Source organism: Flagellimonas meishanensis, from assembly GCF_019880545.1.
Lineage (GTDB): Bacteria > Bacteroidota > Bacteroidia > Flavobacteriales > Flavobacteriaceae > Flagellimonas > Flagellimonas meishanensis.
The window spans coordinates 383,699-401,752 of record NZ_JAINVW010000001.1 but is presented as its reverse complement, the minus strand read 5'-3'; the positions used below and the strand labels follow the sequence as shown (position 1 = coordinate 401,752).

General features: G+C 44.1%; 12 protein-coding genes. 11 read left to right on the top strand and 1 reads right to left on the bottom strand.

The genetic code is table 11. The features are described from left to right. Positions 1-84 precede the first annotated feature (84 nt). Genes ileS through K7G75_RS01760 form a run of 4 tightly spaced genes read left to right on the top strand, consistent with a single transcriptional unit; the run spans position 85 to position 5,182 of the window. A complete protein-coding gene (gene ileS, locus K7G75_RS01775; RefSeq protein ID WP_222982142.1) occupies positions 85-3,486 on the top strand; it encodes an isoleucine--tRNA ligase in 3,402 nt (1,133 codons plus the stop codon). A gap of 3 nt (positions 3,487-3,489) precedes the next feature. Further along, a complete protein-coding gene (locus K7G75_RS01770) occupies positions 3,490-3,873 on the top strand; it encodes a TraR/DksA family transcriptional regulator (protein ID WP_222982132.1) in 384 nt (127 codons plus the stop codon). Positions 3,874-3,899: 26 nt separating this feature from the next. Next, positions 3,900-4,520: a DUF4097 domain-containing protein gene (locus K7G75_RS01765; protein ID WP_222982130.1), complete on the top strand. Its 621-nt coding sequence runs from the start codon at positions 3,900-3,902 to the stop codon at positions 4,518-4,520. 32 nt (positions 4,521-4,552) lie between these two features. Then, entirely contained in the window at positions 4,553-5,182 is a 630-nt protein-coding gene (locus tag K7G75_RS01760; RefSeq protein ID WP_222982127.1) for a lipoprotein signal peptidase, read from the top strand. Here the strand turns inward: K7G75_RS01760 and K7G75_RS01755 are convergent. Then, positions 5,179-5,742, bottom strand: coding sequence for a 5-formyltetrahydrofolate cyclo-ligase (locus K7G75_RS01755; protein ID WP_222982125.1), 564 nt, complete (start codon positions 5,740-5,742; stop codon positions 5,179-5,181). The two genes, K7G75_RS01760 and K7G75_RS01755, sit on opposite strands and share 4 nt — an antisense overlap. A 417-nt stretch (positions 5,743-6,159) precedes the next feature. Between K7G75_RS01755 and uvrC the strand changes: the two genes are divergently transcribed. The 7 genes from uvrC to K7G75_RS01720 all read left to right on the top strand — a co-directional run bounded on the left by uvrC (position 6,160) and on the right by K7G75_RS01720 (position 17,966). Continuing rightward, positions 6,160-7,950 (top strand): excinuclease ABC subunit UvrC, encoded by a 1,791-nt coding sequence (gene uvrC, locus K7G75_RS01750; protein WP_222982123.1) that lies wholly within the window; start codon positions 6,160-6,162, stop codon positions 7,948-7,950. Positions 7,951-7,960: 10 nt separating this feature from the next. After that, a complete protein-coding gene (locus tag K7G75_RS01745; protein ID WP_313777799.1) occupies positions 7,961-10,225 on the top strand; it encodes a patatin-like phospholipase family protein in 2,265 nt (754 codons plus the stop codon). A gap of 313 nt (positions 10,226-10,538) precedes the next feature. Then, positions 10,539-11,324 carry a DUF3108 domain-containing protein gene (locus tag K7G75_RS01740; protein ID WP_222982117.1) on the top strand — a complete coding sequence of 262 codons (786 nt, stop codon included), beginning with the start codon at positions 10,539-10,541 and terminating at the stop codon, positions 11,322-11,324. Further along, positions 11,325-12,290: a tryptophan 2,3-dioxygenase family protein gene (locus K7G75_RS01735; RefSeq protein ID WP_222982116.1), complete on the top strand. Its 966-nt coding sequence runs from the start codon at positions 11,325-11,327 to the stop codon at positions 12,288-12,290. 6 nt (positions 12,291-12,296) lie between these two features. Then, on the top strand, positions 12,297-13,580 hold the full coding sequence (locus K7G75_RS01730; RefSeq protein WP_222982114.1) for a peptidoglycan DD-metalloendopeptidase family protein: 1,284 nt from the start codon (positions 12,297-12,299) through the stop codon (positions 13,578-13,580). A gap of 1 nt (position 13,581) precedes the next feature. Next, on the top strand, positions 13,582-15,219 hold the full coding sequence (pgi, locus tag K7G75_RS01725; RefSeq protein ID WP_222982112.1) for a glucose-6-phosphate isomerase: 1,638 nt from the start codon (positions 13,582-13,584) through the stop codon (positions 15,217-15,219). A 164-nt stretch (positions 15,220-15,383) separates the two neighbouring features. Then, the gene (locus K7G75_RS01720) at positions 15,384-17,966 is read left to right on the top strand and encodes a TonB-dependent receptor (RefSeq protein WP_222982110.1); all 2,583 of its coding nucleotides are present in this window, start codon (positions 15,384-15,386) and stop codon (positions 17,964-17,966) included. Positions 17,967-18,054 lie beyond the last annotated feature (88 nt).

The window sequence follows — 18,054 nt, the reverse complement described above, 5'->3', positions numbered from 1 at the left end:
TCAAATACCTTGTTCAATCAGGCGTATTTCCTTCTAAATTTATAATTTTGCAAACTTGGAAATTATGAAGTAGTAGCAGTTTATATGAAGTTTGAGGAATACAAAGGATTGGACTTGCCCAAGGTATCTGAAGATATCCTGGATTTTTGGAAGGACAACCGGATTTTTGAAAAAAGTGTTTCCACAAGGGAAGGCGGGGAAAGCTACGTGTTTTATGAAGGTCCACCCTCAGCCAATGGAATGCCGGGCATCCACCATGTCATGGCCCGGACCATTAAGGATATATTTCCAAGATACAAAACCATGAAAGGCTACCAGGTGAAGCGCAAAGCGGGTTGGGACACCCACGGACTTCCCATTGAAATTGGCGTTGAGAAGGAACTTGGGATTACCAAGGAGGACATTGGCAAAAAAATTTCCGTTGAAGAATACAATGCAGCCTGCAAAAAGGTGGTCATGCGCTATACCGACGTTTGGAACGAGATGACCGAAAAAGTGGGGTACTGGGTGGATATGGACGATCCATACATCACCTATGAACCCAAGTATATGGAATCCGTTTGGTGGTTGCTAAAGCAAATCTACGATAAGGGGTTGCTCTATAAGGGCTATACCATCCAACCCTACTCGCCCAAGGCCGGCACAGGATTAAGTTCCCACGAGCTCAACCAGCCTGGCACCTATCAAGAAGTTACGGACACTACGGTCACCGCACAATTCAAGGCCAAGAAAGAATCCCTTCCAAGTTTTTTGAAACAAGTGGAAGGGGACATCCATTTTTTGGCGTGGACGACCACACCATGGACCTTACCTTCAAATACGGCATTGACGGTAGGGCCAAAAATTGAATATGTCCTGGTCAAAACTTTTAACCAGTACACTTTTGAACCCATCAATGTTGTTTTGGCCAAAGCCTTGGTGGGAAAACAATTCTCCGGCAAATTTTTTGAAGTCAGCACCGAAGCTGACTTGTACGACTTTAAGGAAGCGGACAAAAAGATACCCTATTGGATAGCACAAACTTTTAAGGGCAAGGATTTGGTCGGCATACGTTATGAACAATTGCTGCCCTATGCCCTGCCGTATCAAAATCCCGAAAATGCGTTTAGGGTAATCGCTGGCGATTTTGTTACCACAGAGGACGGAACCGGTATCGTACATACCGCCCCCACCTTTGGTGCGGATGATGCCATGGTTGCCAAGCAGGCTACCCCAGAAGTTCCACCCATGCTGGTTTTGGATGAGAACAACAGCCCGGTTCCCTTGGTGGACCTTCAAGGAAGGTTCAGGCCGGAAATGAACGAATTTGCCGGAAAGTATGTAAAGAACGAATACTATGAAGATGGCGAGGCCCCCGAAAAGTCCGTTGACGTTGAGCTGGCCATCAAGCTAAAAGAAGAGAACAAGGCCTTTAAGGTCGAAAAATATGTCCACAGCTATCCAAATTGTTGGCGAACGGACAAGCCCATTTTGTATTACCCTTTGGATTCTTGGTTTATTAAGATTACCGATGTAAAGGACCGGATGTTTGAGTTGAACCAGAAAATCAACTGGAAACCAAAAGCCACCGGTGAAGGCCGTTTCGGCAATTGGTTGGCAAATGCGAATGATTGGAACCTGTCCAGATCCAGATATTGGGGTATACCGCTTCCCATTTGGCGGACGGAGGACGGTACTGAGGAAATGATGATTGGTTCCGTGGAAGAGCTCAAGCAAGAAATGGACAAGGCAGTGCGGGCAGGAGTGTTTGCCAAGGACCTCTTCGCCGATTTTGTAGTGGGTGACATGAGTGATGCCAACTATGGCAAGATCGATCTGCACAAGAACATTGTAGATCAGATCACTTTGGTCTCTCCTTCTGGAAAACCCATGAAAAGAGAGGCAGATTTGATCGACGTTTGGTTCGATAGTGGGTCCATGCCCTATGCCCAATGGCACTATCCTTTTGAAAACAAAGAGTTAATAGACGATGGCATCGCCTTTCCCGCAAATTTTATTGCTGAGGGAGTAGATCAGACCCGTGGGTGGTTTTACACCCTGCATGCCATTGCGGCCATGGTATTTGATTCAGTGGCCTACAAAAATGTCGTCTCCAACGGGCTGGTTCTGGACAAGGAAGGAAAGAAAATGTCCAAACGATTGGGCAATGCCGTGGATCCTTTCGAGGTGCTCCCGGAGCATGGCGCCGATGCCACGCGGTGGTACATGATTTCCAACGCCAACCCATGGGATAATCTCAAATTTGATATAGAAGGAGTGGTTGAGGTCAAGCGAAAGTTTTTCGGGACCCTTTACAACACCTATTCCTTTATGGCACTTTATGCCAACATAGATAAATTCACCTATGCTGAGGACGAAGTGCCACTAGTGGACAGACCCGAAATAGACCAATGGATTCTTTCCGAATTGCATACCCTGATCAAGAACGTTGATGAGGCCTATACCGATTATGAGGCGACAAAGGCGGCCAGGATGATCTCTGATTTTGTCCAGGAAAATTTGAGCAATTGGTACGTCCGCTTGAGCAGGAGACGTTTCTGGAAAGGAGACTACCAGCAAGACAAAATATCGGCCTATCAAACCTTGTATACCTGTTTGGTTACCGTGGCCAAGCTTTCGGCGCCCATTGCACCTTTCTATATGGAACGCCTGTACAAAGATTTGGATTCCAATACCCAAAAAGAGGGATTTGAAAGTGTCCATTTGGCCAAGTTCCCAACGTTTGATGGAGCCATGGTAAACAAAAAGCTAGAGCGCAAGATGCAATTGGCTCAGAAGATATCATCTTTGGTACTTTCCATCCGTCAAAAAGAAAAAATAAAAGTGCGCCAACCTTTGCAGAAGATAATGATCCCCATCTTGGATGAGGGCCAAAGGGAGGATATTGAGGCCGTTTCCAGCCTAATAAAGTCTGAGGTGAACGTTAAGGAAATACAACTTTTGGACGATGCTTCAGGGGTTTTGGTAAAGCAAATAAAGCCCAACTTCAAGGTTTTGGGACCAAAACATGGCAAGGACATGAAGGCCATTGCCTCCGCTGTGGCGCTATTGGGGCAGGACGACATTCAAAAAATTGAAACGGAAGGGGAATTAATGCTGCAATTGGAAAATAAAAGCATTACTTTAGAGTTAACCGATGTAGAGGTCAGTTCCCAGGATATTGAAGGCTGGTTGGTGGCAAGTTCCGGTCCCTTGACCGTTGCATTGGACGTCACCATAGACGATGCCCTAAGAAAAGAGGGCATTGCACGGGAGTTGGTGAATAGGATACAGAACATCCGAAAAGAGTCCGGTTTTGAGGTGACCGATAAAATCGATATTAAGATCTTGAAGGATGGTTTGGTGGAAAATGCGGTTTCCAGCAACGAAGAGTATATAAAAACGGAAACGTTGACCGCTGAACTCAACTTTGAGGAAAAATTAGAAGAAGGCGTGGCAATAGCCTTTGATGAAGTGAATACAAAATTGTTTATCCAAAAGCATTAGAAAATGGCAAACGAATTGAAAGTACGATACTCGGATAAAGAACTTGATGAGTTCAGGACATTGATTGAAGAAAAAATTGAAAAGGCAAAGAGCCATTTGGAACTGCTCAAGAGCGCCTATATGAACGATGGCAACAATGGCACGGACGACACCTCACCTACCTTTAAGGCTTTTGAGGAAGGTTCCGAGACCATGAGCAAGGAGGCGAACACCCAATTGGCCATAAGACAGGAAAAATTTATCAGGGACCTGAAGAGCGCCTTGCTTCGCATTGAGAACAAAACATATGGGATTTGCCGTATCACCGGAAAATTGATCAACAAGGAACGCCTTAAGCTTGTTCCCCATGCCACATTGAGCATTGAGGCAAAGAACATGCAGAAATAATAAAAGCGCCCAAGGCGTTTTTGTTCATGAGGAGCTTGTTTTTTCTGCTGGTTTTTTCTTTGGCGGGCACTTTGCACGGTCAAAAACTGGTCAGGAAAGCACTAATGGGTCCCGAAACCCATTCCATCCATATAAACGCTCATTTTTGTTACGAAGTTGAGGTTGGCACTTATGAGGGTGAGGAGATTCAGGTTTCTGCCAATATGGAGGGAGAATATGCCAAAGATCTTTTTGTCGGTCTCACGGAAAGTGGCAGCACCATTTTTGTCGATGCGGGGTTTCAGCCCAATTTCATCAATCCCAACGACAAGCTGAGTGCACATAAGGTGGTTTCCATAGCCTTGCAAATACAACTTCCCGAATATAAAGAGGTGCACATTTATGGAACAAACTGCAATGTGGACGTTTCAGGGAACTATGTGAAGTTGGAAGTCAAGCTGTCCGATGGACAATGTGCACTGCAAAACGTTGCGGAAGATGTTGAGGTCAGTACCCAAAAAGGAGATATACACTTAACCATTCCCGAGGGAAATGTCCTTGCCAAAAGCGAATATGGAAAAATTTTCAGGGAGTTTATTCCCCTGGGCGATGATCGCTTTATCCTTCACACTGTGGAAGGGAATATTCACCTTAGTAAAACAAAATAATATCCCTACTTTTGCCCCATCTTTTTAGGAAAATGAGTTTAAAGAAGTCCTTGTTGGTCATAGTTTTGGTACTCTTGGTGGACCAAATCAGCAAAATCTATATCAAGACCAGTTTTGTTTTGGGAGAATCCCATGAAGTATTCAACTGGTTCAAGATACTTTTCATAGAAAATGAAGGGGCCGCTTGGGGGACCAAACTAAGCGATATATTGCCCATTTCCGAATCGGCGGGAAAATTGATATTGACCATTTTCAGGATTCTAGCTGTTTTTGGTATTGCCTATTGGTTATGGGACATTATCAAGAAGCAGTCGTCCCGCACACTTATTTTGGCCGTTTCACTCATTTTTGCAGGAGCGCTTGGGAACATCATCGATTCGGTGTTCTATGGAATGCTCTTTGATCACAGTAACGGACAGGTGGCCACGCTGTTCTCCCATGAGCCTTATGGCAATCTGTTCTATGGAAAGGTGGTGGACATGCTCTATTTTCCATTGATAGATACCACCTGGCCAGAGTGGATTCCTTATTTTGGCGGCAAGGCGTTCCGTTTTTTTGAGCCCGTTTTCAATATTGCGGATACTGCTATAAGCACTGGGGTGGGCATTTTGATTGTTTTCAACAAAAAGGCATTCCCCAAACGGGAAGAAGATCCTTCCTAAAATTGGCGTATACCGCTCGGCGTGATGCAGTAATCCAATGGCACGTCATTTTCATGGGAATCGGTAATGGGTTCTTCTTCCAATTCAAAAAGAGAAAGTCCAATTTTTAGGGTGTCTATCCTACATTGTTGTAAAAAGTTATCGTAGAAACCCTTGCCATATCCCACGCGGTTTCCATGGGTGTCAACGGTCAAAAGTGGAACGAAAACCACATCAATTTTGTCCACGGGAACAGGAATACCATCAATAGGTTCCGGAATGTGCCAATTATTTTTTTTAAGGACAGTGCTATCGGTCAAAAGAAAATGTTCCATGGAATTGGCCCCCTTTACCTTGGGAATGACCAAATTCTTATCCATGCCCTGTAGCAGGGTGATCAACGGAAGCGTATCAACCTCCTTGTTTTCCTCTATGCTCAGAAAAATATGGAAATAAAAAAAATCCCATATTGGGATTTGACGTACAAGGTTCGCTATTTTTAAACTTGCATCCGAAACGAAGGAATCACTTAGTTCCTTTCTTAGCTTCAAATACTTTTTCCTAAGTTCATGCTTCAACATAGATTGTTGAAAGGTTTGGGGTGTGTTTTGGAAAATATGTATTTAGTCTCTGGTGGACACAGAGAAAAAGATTTTGAAAAACAACATCAAAATCAAATACATTCCCAAAACGATAACATAGTTTTCCATAGAATTGCATTTACATCGTTAAATGTAGGTAAAAGAATTGAAAAATTTACCACCAAATGCATTTTTTATCGATGAAATACATCGTTTTTAATAACAGTTTAACAATTTTCCCATAAAGTTATACAGTTTGATGGCCGCTATGGCCGCTGAATTATTTTGCATACCAACCCGATGGGCCAATTGTAAGCCCTAAAGACCAAACGGTAAAGGCAGATGTAACATCCATCAATTGGGGCTGAAACACTATAAATTTAGGGTTACCTTTGTTAGAGATACCTTGCTGTTTTTATGCCGGAAAAATCACCGATACAGGTTCAAATAAGTACATTGCCCTCCAGCCCGGGGGTATACCAGTTTTATGATGGCAATGGGAACATTCTTTACGTTGGCAAGGCGAAGGATCTCAAAAAAAGGGTGTCCTCCTATTTCAACAAAAAACAGGAGTATGGCAAAACAAGGGTCCTGGTAAAAAAGATACGATCCATAAAACATATTGTGGTCGCAACGGAATCGGATGCACTGTTGTTGGAAAACAACCTGATCAAGAAACTGCAGCCACGCTATAATGTAATGCTGAAGGATGACAAATCCTACCCCTGGATCTGTATAAAGAACGAACGTTTCCCAAGAGTGTTCCCCACCCGTAAGCTCATCAATGACGGCTCGGAGTATTTTGGTCCATACACCAGTATGAAAACGGTAAGGACGCTTCTGGATCTTGTCAAAAGCCTTTACCCGTTACGTACGTGCAATTATGATCTTCCCGAGGAGAAAATTGCGGCCGGCAAGTACAAGGTTTGCCTGGAATACCATTTGGGAAATTGTTTGGGGCCCTGCGAGGGGCTGCAAAGTGAAGCGGAATATCATGGGCAAGTGGACGATATACGACAGATCATCAAGGGCAATTTCAAAAATTCCCTGCAATCCTTCAGAACGCAGATGAAGGAATTTGCAACCAACATGGAGTTCGAAAAGGCGCAGCGCATCAAGAACAAGATCGACATCCTGGAGAACTATCAGGCCAAGTCCACGATTGTGAATCCTAAGATCGACAATGTGGACGTTTTCACCATCATTTCGGATGAAACCCATGCCTATGTCAATTTCATTCAGTTGTCCCACGGTTCCATTGTAAGGTCCCACACCCTGGAAATAAGAAAAAAACTGGATGAGACCGATGAAGAACTGCTGGCCTTGGCCATTACGGAAATCAGGCAGCGGTTTAATTCGCAATCCAAAGAAGTCTACTTGCAGTTTCCGGTCACGGTGGAAGACAATCTTAAGGTCACCTTGCCCAAACTGGGAGATAAACGGAGACTGTTGGAGTTGTCCGAACGCAACGCCCGCTTTTACAGGCAAGATCGTTTGAAGCAGATAAAAATCACGGACCCCGATCGGCACACCAAGCGGCTTATGGCCCAAATGAAGGCCGATCTGCGCCTCTCCGAAGAGCCAACACATATTGAGTGTTTCGACAACTCCAACATACAGGGGACCAATCCCGTGGCGGCCTGTGTGGTATTCAAGAACGGCAAACCATCCAAAAAGGACTATCGCCACTTCAATATAAAAACCGTGGAAGGCCCGGATGATTTTGCCAGCATGGAAGAGGTCGTTTTTAGAAGGTACAATCGGCTTTTGAACGAAGAAGAGCCGTTGCCACAACTCATAGTCATTGATGGGGGAAAGGGGCAACTGTCCTCGGCCCTCAAAAGTCTCAATAGGCTTGGGCTGAGGGGAAAAATTGCCATAATAGGCATTGCCAAGCGCCTGGAGGAAATTTATTTTCCCGAGGATCCGGTTCCCCTTTATCTCGATAAAAGGTCAGAGACCTTGAAAGTGATCCAGCAATTGAGGAACGAGGCACATCGGTTCGGGATAACCCATCATAGGAAAAAAAGAAACAAGGGAGCCATTGATTCCGAGCTTGAAAAAATTGAAGGAATAGGTGAAAAGACCGTGGAGCAACTATTGAAAAATTTTAAGTCGGTAAAGCGCATAAAGGAAGCAACCATTGAGAGCCTTGCGGAATCTATAGGAATGGCGAAGGCAAAGAAAATATACGAAACCTTTCATTGATCCAATGCAGATGAAAAAAGCACATATCTTGATAATCTTGGCATTCCTGCACTTCTTTGGATGGTCACAAACCGATTTGCCCCAAGAAAGGCCCAAGGTAGGGGTGGTCCTAAGTGGGGGCGGAGCCAAGGGATTGGCACATATTGGGGCACTTAAGGTGATTGAGGAATCGGGGATCAAGGTTGATTTTATCGGCGGCACCAGCATGGGAGCGATAGTGGGAGCCCTGTACGCATCGGGCTATTCTGCCCAGGAACTGGATTCCATCTTCAGGGTTACGGATTTTGCTGGAATGATACAGGACAATGTGCCCCGTGGCGCCAAAACATTCTACGAAAAGGAAGACTCGGAAAGGTATGCCCTCACGCTTCCCTTCACCAATTTCCATGTCTCGTTTCCTCAGGCTATTTCTGGGGGCCAGAATATTTACAATGAGCTGGTTCGGTTGCTCTTTCATGTCAAGGACGTCCAGGATTTCAAAAAGCTGCCCATTCCCTTTTTGTGCATTGCCACCAATGTGGAAACCGGTGAACAGGTTTTGTTGGATGGGGGCTATCTTCCAGAGGCCATTATGGCCAGTGGGACATTTCCCTCGCTGTTCGAACCGTCCGAAATAGATGGCAATGTTCTGATTGATGGCGGTGTGGTGAACAATTATCCCATAGACGAAATAAGGGATCTGGGAGCCCAACTGATTATTGGTGTGGATGTTCAGCATGATCTGTCGACCAGGGAGTCCCTGTCCTCTGCCACAGAGATTCTTCTTCAGATCAACAATTACAGGACGGTCAACGATATGCGCAAGAAAGCGGAGAAAACGGATATCTATATAAAGCCGGACATCGGTGAATTTTCAGTAATAGATTTTGATCGCGGCCAGGAAATCATTTCCAAGGGAGAGGATGCCGCACTGCTCCTAAAGGAAAAATTGAGTGAAGTGGCCCAGCTCCAAGCCGATGGAGCGCGTTCCAGGAAGCGGGTTCAGGTCCAGGATAGTTTGACCATTAATAGATTGATCGTTACCGGGAACGATGTGTATACCAGGGCTTACATTAAGGGGAAACTGCGATTCAATTTGGCAGAAAGGATTTCGTTCGAAAAACTGAAACAGGGGATGAACAATTTGGCCGCCACAGGCAACTTCAAGGCCATTCGATATGAATTGGTATCCAACGGATTGGGGACCGATCTCATTTTAAAACTCAAGGAAAACCCTACTAAGATGTTTTTAAAAGTGGCCGCCCATTACGATGACCTATATAAGAGTTCCGCGCTCATAAATTTGACCAAAAAGAACTTTCTGTTACGGGACGATGTGGCATCGTTCGATTTCATATTGGGGGACCATATAAGGTATAATATGCAATATTATCTGGACAAGGGATACTATTGGAGTTTTGGTATCAATTCCACGTTCACCAATTTTGATGAGGAAATAGATTTTGGTCTCATCCGAACCAACTTTGTTGTCCCAGATGCCCCAAACGTAAGCGAGATCAACCTGGAGGTCACCGATTTGACGAACCAGATTTACCTGCAGACCGTGTTGAGGGAGGAATTCGCATTTACCTTGGGTGCTGAGCATAAATTGCTCCAATATAGCACCAGGACTTTGAACCAGGTGGGTGAAGGCGTTGCGGAGACCTCTTTGTCCCAGAATGCAGGGAGAACCTTCTTTGACAATTCCAATTATTTTAGTGCATTTGGAAAAATCACCCTGGACACCTATGACGACAAATACTTTCCCACAAAGGGTTTTTTGTTTGATAGTGACATGCACCTGTACCTTTTCTCCTCAGATTTCAATGACAACTTCCGGAAATTCGCTGTAGGCAAGGCCAGGATTGGGGGAGCCTTTCCCTTGTTCCACAATATGACCATGAACTTGGAGACCGAGGGAGGATTGAAATTCGGAACCTCTGCGGTAACCTCTTTTGATTTTGTACTGGGTGGTTTTGGAAACGATTTCGTGAATAATTTCATTCCATTTTTTGGGTATGACTTTTTGAGCTTGCCAGGAAACAGCTTCGTGAAGGCCTATGCAAGATTGGATTATAATGTGGCACCAAAGCACCATATTCTATTCTCATCCAACTTTGCCAATGTGGACGACGATTTGTTCCGAACCGGTGAGTGGTTCTCCGAACCGTCGTTCTCCGGATATGGTATAGGCTATGGATTTGAATCCTTTTTGGGCCCGATACAGATATACTATTCGTGGTCACCGGAGATTGACACCAGTAATTTCTTCTTTAGTGTAGGGTATTGGTTCTAGTTGAAATGCCCCTTTTTCTTAACTATTTGCTAAAAAAAGGGAATCCATCGTCCACTATAGTTAAAGTCCGTTAAAAACTTATTTTCCTACAAAACCTTGATGTATCTTTACTGGACATAAGGGGTGGTTCCCTTATAACTTTAAGTATTGGTTTTTCATAATTTAAAGTTTGGTTGGTTATTTAGGAAAAGCCCAGTTTTAAGACTGGGCTTTTTTTATATGTATAATATTTTGGAACAAGTTTTGTTTAAGTAATTGTAAACCTGTAAGCCTCGAGATCTGTTTTACTAATTTTGTACCAATTTTACCACTTATGAAAAAGGCCATTGTCATTTTCAGTTTATTGCTCTCGGCTCCCTTGGCTGCCCAAAAATTTCATCCGGCATTCAAGTCGGGCGAGTGGCTCAAGTTCAGGATTCACTACGGTTTTTTGAATGCCAGCTATGCCACGTTGCACCTTAGTTCCAAAAATCTGGACAGCATTCCCGTTTACCATGTGGTTGGCAGGGGAAAGACAACCGGTTTTGCCAGCATTTTTTTTAAGGTAGACGACACCTATGAAAGCTATTTTGGCAGATATGATGGAAAACCATATCGATTTATCAGAAAAATAGATGAGGGAGGCTACACAAAGGATATCGAGATAGATTTTGATTACAACAAGGGCAAAGCCGTCCTGACCGACAATAAGAACAAGAAGGAGATGGACTTTGCCGTGCACGATAGGGTCCAAGACCTACTCTCAGCTTCCTACTATCTCAGGAACAATTATAACCTGGACCATTTTGAAGAGGGACAGTCCATTAATATTGACATGCTGTTCGATGATGATGGTGTTTTTCAGTTCAAACTGAAGTTTTTGGGCAAAGAAGTGATCCGGACCAAGTTTGGAAAAGTAGAATGTCTTAAATTTAGGCCCTTGGTCCAGTCGGGTCGTGTGTTTAAGGAACAGGAAAGCCTTACCCTTTGGGTTTCCAATGACCTGAACAAGATTCCGGTGAGGGTCAAGGCCGATTTGGCCGTGGGATCCATAAAGGCGGATTTGGACGCCTACAATGGCCTAAGGAACCAATTTAAAATAATAATGAGAGAAAATTGAATGGATAAGGATGAGCGCATTGGAGCCCAGATCAACAAGCTTGAGGAAAAATACAAAAACTCGGGCCAGGACCTAAGCTCTTATCTGGACGGTCTCCTGTACCAAAGGTACCTTACCTATTGGGACTACATACATTTGGATACCCTCTTGAGCATTCAAGTGCCCCGCACCTATTTTCCGGATGAGGAAATCTTCATCATGTACCACCAGATTACCGAGCTCTACTTCAAATTAATCCTTCATGAACAAAAGCAGATTGTGGAGGACCGCTCACAGGATGTGGATTTTTTCATAGAAAAAACACGTAGGATCAACAGCTATTTCAAGGCACTCATTTCCTCTTTCAGCATAATGATCAAGGGAATGGAACGGGAACAATTCCTCCGTTACCGCATGGCACTGCTGCCAGCGAGTGGGTTTCAATCCGTTCAATACAGGATGATCGAGCTATATGCCACACCATTGGAGAATCTGGTGCACCATACAGAGCGCGAAAACTTCACCAAAAAAAACGAAGTAGAAGAACTTTACGAGCACATATATTGGAAGAAAGGCGCCACGGACTTAAGAACGGGAGAAAAAACCTTGACGCTAAAACAATTTGAAATACGCTACACCCCACGACTGTTGAGGATAGCCAACCAAGTAAGGCACAGCACCATATATCATAAATATTGTCAATTACCGGAAGGTTCAAGGCAAAATAAAGAGTTGATACGGGCGTTAAAGGATTTGGATATGAACGCCAACGTGAACTGGCCCTTGATGCACATGGGATCTGCCTATCGGTATCTGGCCAGTGACACCAAGGATGTGGAGGCCACTGGGGGCACGAATTGGAAACAGTATTTGCCGCCCAGTTTTCAGAAAATAATATTTTTCCCAACTTTGTACTCCGAAACGGAACTGGATAATTGGGGAAAAGAATGGGTGGAGCACATTTTTAATCCAGCAAATAAGGAATAATTAGGAATGCAAAAATTTATTGGGGCAATTTTGGCACTGATCGTTTTAGTGTCATGTAAACAAGATCAAGATAAGGTAGAAATGGAAGAGCTGGTTCAGGCAGAACCTGTGGAAAAACTACCGATAACCAAGTTTGGGTTTAACCTGGAAGAATTTACGGTGGTCCATGATACCATCCGATGGGGAGACAGTTTTGGCGAACTGATGCTGAAAAACAAGGTTGAATACCCAAAGATTGCCGCCATATCCGAAAATTTCAAGGATACATTTGATGTAAGGAGAATAAAAGTGGGGAAGCCCTATACCATTCTTAAATCCAAGGACACGTCTGAAGTGGCCGAGATTTTCATTTATGAAAACGACAAAGTTAACTTTACCGTGGTGGATCTGCGGGACAGTGCCGTGGCATACCGAAGCAAGCGTCGGGTAAAATATGTGGAACGGGAAGTAGGCGGCATCATCGATAACAATCTCTCCGAAACCTTGGACAACCTTGGCGTTGATTACAATATCACCATTGACCTTTCCGAAATTTATGCATGGACCATTGACTTTTTCAGATTGGAAAAAGGCGATCGTTTCAAAATCATTTATGATGAAAGGTTCATCAACGATACCATCTATGCCGGTCATGGGCCGATAAAAGCCGCACTTTTTGAGCACAAAGGAAGGCCCATTTATGCCTTTCCCTATGTAACCGATTCCCTAAAGAACATCCTGGATTATTACGACCAAGATGCCAACAATCTACGCAGCACTTTTTTGAGGGCGCCGATAAAATTTGGGTATCGCCTGTCCTCGCGATACAACCTAAAAAGAAAGATAGCCTATTATGGATATAGGGTACGCCCCCACAAAGGCACGGACTATGCAGCACCAATCGGTACGCCCATCATCGCCACGGCGGATGGCACTGTTACCGAGTCCACAAGAAAAGGTGGAAATGGGAAATACGTAAAAATCAGGCACAACGGCACTTACAGCACCCAATATCTTCACATGCAAAAGCAAAAAGTGAAAAAAGGGGAATTTGTAAGGCAGGGCGACGTCATAGGATGGATTGGCATGACAGGAAATACCGGAGGCCCACATGTGTGCTATAGGTTTTGGAAAAACGGTAGACAAGTAGACCCCCTTCGTGAAAAGCTGCCATCCGCCGAACCTATAGTAGATTCGTTGAGAACACAGTATGTAGAGTACATTGAACCCCTAAAGGAACAACTGGATTGTATTGAGTACACAGAGCCCATTTTTGAGCTGGAAGAGAATCTAGTAACCCTTAATCCATAGAATGGCATTCCCCAAAATCAACCCCACCACCACAAGGGCCTGGAAAAAACTGGAGAAACATTATCAGGAAACCAAAGAAAACCAACTCGGGGACCAATTTAGGGCCGACCCAGACCGTGGGACTTCGTTTTCTTTGGTTTGGAATGATTTTCTGCTGGACTATTCTAAGAATAGGATCACTCGGGAAACATTGGCCTTCTTGGAAGATTTGGCCAGTGAAGTTGGACTTGATGAAGCACGTTCCGCCTATTTTAATGGGGAAATGATCAATCAAACCGAAGGACGGGCCGTACTCCATACAGCGCTAAGGGCAAAAGGGAACGATCGGATAATTCTTGATGGGGAGAACATTGTAGAGGAAGTCAATGAAGTAAAGAAAAAGATAAAGACCTTTTCGCAGGACATAATCTCAGGACAGCGCAAGGGCTATACCGGCAAAGCATTTACGGATGTAGTGAATATTGGCATTGGCGGGTCCGATCTGGGACCGGTAATGGTAACAGATGCGTTGAAATTCTATAAAAATCAGCTGCGGACACACTTTGTAAGCAATGTTGATGGCGACCATGTTTATGAGATTTTGAAAGATCTCGATCCAGAAACCACCCTATTTCTGATTGTTTCCAAATCCTTTACCACCCAGGAAACCCTCACCAATGCGATGACCATAAAAAAATGGTTTTTGGAAAAGGCCTCGGAAAAGGATGTTGCCGATCATTTTGTCGCAGTTTCCACCAATGCCGAAAAAATTGCAGAGTTCGGGATTGCTAAAGAGAACGTATTCCCCATGTGGGATTGGGTCGGGGGGCGTTTTTCTCTATGGAGTGCCGTTGGACTTTCTATTGCCTTGGCTGTGGGATACGAAAAATTCGAGGAATTGTTGTCCGGTGCCAGGGAAATGGACCAACATTTTAAAGAAGCTCCATTTTTGGAGAACATGCCCGTTATTTTGGCTTTGTTGAGCATTTGGTACAACAACTTCTACGGTGCAGAGACAGAGGCTTTGATTCCCTATACTCAATATTTACAGCGATTTCCTGCCTATTTACAGCAGGCTGTGATGGAAAGCAATGGCAAGAGTATGGACCGCATGGGAAACCGGACGCAATACCAGACCGGCACCATAGTTTGGGGCGAACCCGGCACCAACTCGCAACATGCCTTTTTCCAACTTATCCATCAGGGAACCAAACTCATTCCCACAGATTTTATCGGCTTTAAGAAGTCTTTGCATGGCAACGCGGACCACCACAACAAGCTAATGGCCAATTTTTTTGCGCAAACGGAAGCCCTTATGAACGGGAAAACCGCGGATGAGGTCTCCGAAGAACTACAAAACCAGCAACTTTCCAAGCCAGAGCAGGAATTTTTGTTACCCTTTAAGATCTTTGAGGGCAACAAGCCCACCAATACCATTTTGATTGAAAAACTTACACCCAGAACCTTAGGTTCCCTGATTGCGTTGTATGAGAACAAAATATTCGTTCAGGGCGTGGTTTGGAACATCTTCAGTTACGATCAATGGGGTGTGGAGCTGGGAAAACAACTTGCCAAAAACATACTTTTAGATATTGAAAACCCGAAAATTGGCGATCACGATAGTTCCACGTTGAACCTTTTACAATTTTTTAAGAAATAATCTAGTTTTTGGTAAAATAGCTTTTTTCCTAAACAGATGTTTATCAACATTTTGAAAATAAACACTTGTTAAATTCTTCTTATTTTTTAACTTTATGTTAACATTTGGCAGAACAAAAAAATAGATTTTTGCCGAGCAATTCAAAACAATAAACACTGTTAAACATGAAAAGAATTTACTTGGCTTTTGCAGCGATTTTTATCTCTGCAACGGCACTTGCACAAACAAGTATTACTGGAACTGTCTTTGATGCGGAACTGGGGAGCCCTCTACCAGGAGCCAGTATCGTAGTTCAGGGGACTGACACAGGCACATCAACTGACTTTGATGGAAAATTTACCTTGGAAACATCAAGAATTTCTGGGGTTCTGGTTGTTTCTTACATTGGATTTATTACCGAAAGAGTAGCTTTCTCACAAGCCGGTGATATTGGCTCTGTTTCCCTAAGCGCTGATGCTGAGGAATTGGAAGGGGTTGTGGTCGTCGGTAGTGGTCTTATAGATTTGGCCAGGGAACGACAGACTCCGATAGCGGTTTCCAGCGTTCCAGCTGCAGAAATACAGCTAAAGGGAGTTGGTAACGTAGAGTTCCCAGAGGTTATGAAGAACACGCCCAACGTGTATGTATCCAATCAAGCCGGAGGTTTTGGTGATTCCCAGATCTTCGTTCGGGGATTTGACCAAACCAATACTGCCGTGCTTTTGAACGGTCAACCTATCAACAGCGTTGAAGATGGTCGTGTTTTCTGGTCAAACTGGCAAGGTATGGCCGACGTGGCCAATGCGGTGCAGATTCAACGGGGTCTTGGCTCTTCAAAATTGGCAATCTCCTCTGTCGGTGGAACAATCAATATTGTATCCAAGGCAACAGGTCGGGAAGAAGGAGGTTTTGCCAGATTTTTGACAGGTAATGACAGTTACGGTAAAACAACCGTTAGTTATGACTCTGGACAAAAAGGCAAATGGGCATATTCCGTATTGCTAGATCATTGGCAAGGCCACAGAAAATGGGCAGGAGGTACTTTTGGACAGGGCCAGACCTATTTCATTGGCATCGGATTTCAACCCAATGATTCGCATAACTTCAATTTCTTGATCACTGGAGCACCTCAGTTCCATGGACAAAACTTTTCAAAGGATTTGGAGGAATATGAAGAATTCGGTGAAAAGTTCAACGACAATGCAGGATTTTTGGATGGTGAGCAATTCACTTTTAGAAGAAACTATTACCACAAGCCAGTGGCCAACTTAAACTGGGACTGGAGCATTAGCGATAAATCCCAACTTTCCACAGTACTATATGCCTCATGGGGCCGTGGTGGGGGAACAGGACCATTGGGAAGACAGACCAATTTCTTCAGAGAGGACGGCCAAGTGGATTTTGATGCCATTGTTGCCAATAACATAGCGGAAAACCCAAATGGATTGGGAACTTTTGGATCGGCAGGTCTATTGAGAGCATCCATAAACAACCACAACTGGTATGGGGCCTTGACCAACTATGAATTTGAGCCCAGCGAAAACTGGTCATTGAATCTTGGAGCCGATATTAGATTCTACAGGGGAGATCACTGGAGACAATTGGTGGATAAATTGGGACTGGATGGCTACAATGATAACTTCAGGACCGATAGACCATCTGACTACGTTATTTCTGAAACTTTTGAAGCCGATCCATGGGCCGCGCTTTTCAGCTTTGCCGATCCCGATCAGCGATATGATTACGATTACTCGGAGAACATAAACTACCAAGGGTTGTTTGGTCAAGCCGAATATTCTGATGGAACCTTCTCAGTATTTTTGCAAGGAGCAGCTTCCAACCAAGATTACCAAAGGGAAGGTCGACTTTCTGGTTTTGGTGATGGCGAGGGAAAATCGGATAAGTTGAGCAGATTTGGATATTCCGTGAAAACGGGAGCATCCTACACTTTCAGCGATAACCATCAAGTATTTGCAAACGTTGGCCAATACTCAAGACAGGCCTTTTTGGACAACATTTTTGCCAATATCCGCTATAGCAACGAGATTGTAGAACCGGAAGTGGACAACGAAGAAATCACAGGTCTGGAAGGTGGATACAGATTTAGAAATGGCGATTGGGCCGTTAATTTCAATGTGTACTACACCAAATGGGGTAACCGATTCCTTCAAGATTTTGGACAACAGGATATTGGGGGTACTGAAATCGATGTTAGGACACGATACACAGATATCACCCAGGTACACCGCGGTGCTGAATTGGACCTTAGATATCGTCCTTCCGCAGCATTGTTGTTCAAGTGGTATGGATCCGTTGGAAATTGGGAATATGACGGAACCACTCCTTTCATTATAGAAAATGATGAGACTGGAGCGTTAATTAGCAGAGGTACCGTGGATTTGACCGGAACCAAAATAGGCAATGCCCCTCAGGTATCTACTGGAGCAGGCACAAGATTCAACGCATGCGAAAATCTTTCTTTTGATGCCGACATAAACATCTTTACAGAATTCTACGGATTCGTGGATGTTGAGGACGTGATTGCTTCCTCTTTGGCGGGATCGGTCTTTCAATCGGAAAGATTGCCCGCTTACACCTTGGTGGATGCAGGTGCTACCTATACTTTCAATCTTGGGAACAACGAAATGGTCCTTAGGGGGAACGTATACAACGTATTTGATGCCGACTATATCAACCAAAGGGATTCTTTTGGTTACTACTTGGGAGTTGGAAGAACCTGGAACTTAAGCCTTAGGTACAATTTCTAATTCTTAAAAAGAATTAATTGAATAGGGAACCCCGCCAACAGGCGGGGTTTTTTGTTAAAATCACTACATTTATCAAATAAACAACACC

Excerpts from the sequence above, each read along its gene's own strand:
- ileS (WP_222982142.1), top strand. The coding sequence starts at position 85 with ATGAAGTTTGAGGAATACAAAGGATTGGACTTGCCCAAGGTATCTGAA.
- K7G75_RS01770 (WP_222982132.1), top strand. The coding sequence starts at position 3,490 with ATGGCAAACGAATTGAAAGTACGATACTCGGATAAAGAACTTGATGAG.
- K7G75_RS01765 (WP_222982130.1), top strand. The coding sequence starts at position 3,900 with ATGAGGAGCTTGTTTTTTCTGCTGGTTTTTTCTTTGGCGGGCACTTTG.
- K7G75_RS01760 (WP_222982127.1), top strand. The coding sequence starts at position 4,553 with ATGAGTTTAAAGAAGTCCTTGTTGGTCATAGTTTTGGTACTCTTGGTG.
- K7G75_RS01755 (WP_222982125.1), bottom strand. The coding sequence starts at position 5,742 with ATGTTGAAGCATGAACTTAGGAAAAAGTATTTGAAGCTAAGAAAGGAA.
- uvrC (WP_222982123.1), top strand. The coding sequence starts at position 6,160 with ATGCCGGAAAAATCACCGATACAGGTTCAAATAAGTACATTGCCCTCC.
- K7G75_RS01745 (WP_313777799.1), top strand. The coding sequence starts at position 7,961 with ATGAAAAAAGCACATATCTTGATAATCTTGGCATTCCTGCACTTCTTT.
- K7G75_RS01740 (WP_222982117.1), top strand. The coding sequence starts at position 10,539 with ATGAAAAAGGCCATTGTCATTTTCAGTTTATTGCTCTCGGCTCCCTTG.
- K7G75_RS01735 (WP_222982116.1), top strand. The coding sequence starts at position 11,325 with ATGGATAAGGATGAGCGCATTGGAGCCCAGATCAACAAGCTTGAGGAA.
- K7G75_RS01730 (WP_222982114.1), top strand. The coding sequence starts at position 12,297 with ATGCAAAAATTTATTGGGGCAATTTTGGCACTGATCGTTTTAGTGTCA.
- pgi (WP_222982112.1), top strand. The coding sequence starts at position 13,582 with ATGGCATTCCCCAAAATCAACCCCACCACCACAAGGGCCTGGAAAAAA.
- K7G75_RS01720 (WP_222982110.1), top strand. The coding sequence starts at position 15,384 with ATGAAAAGAATTTACTTGGCTTTTGCAGCGATTTTTATCTCTGCAACG.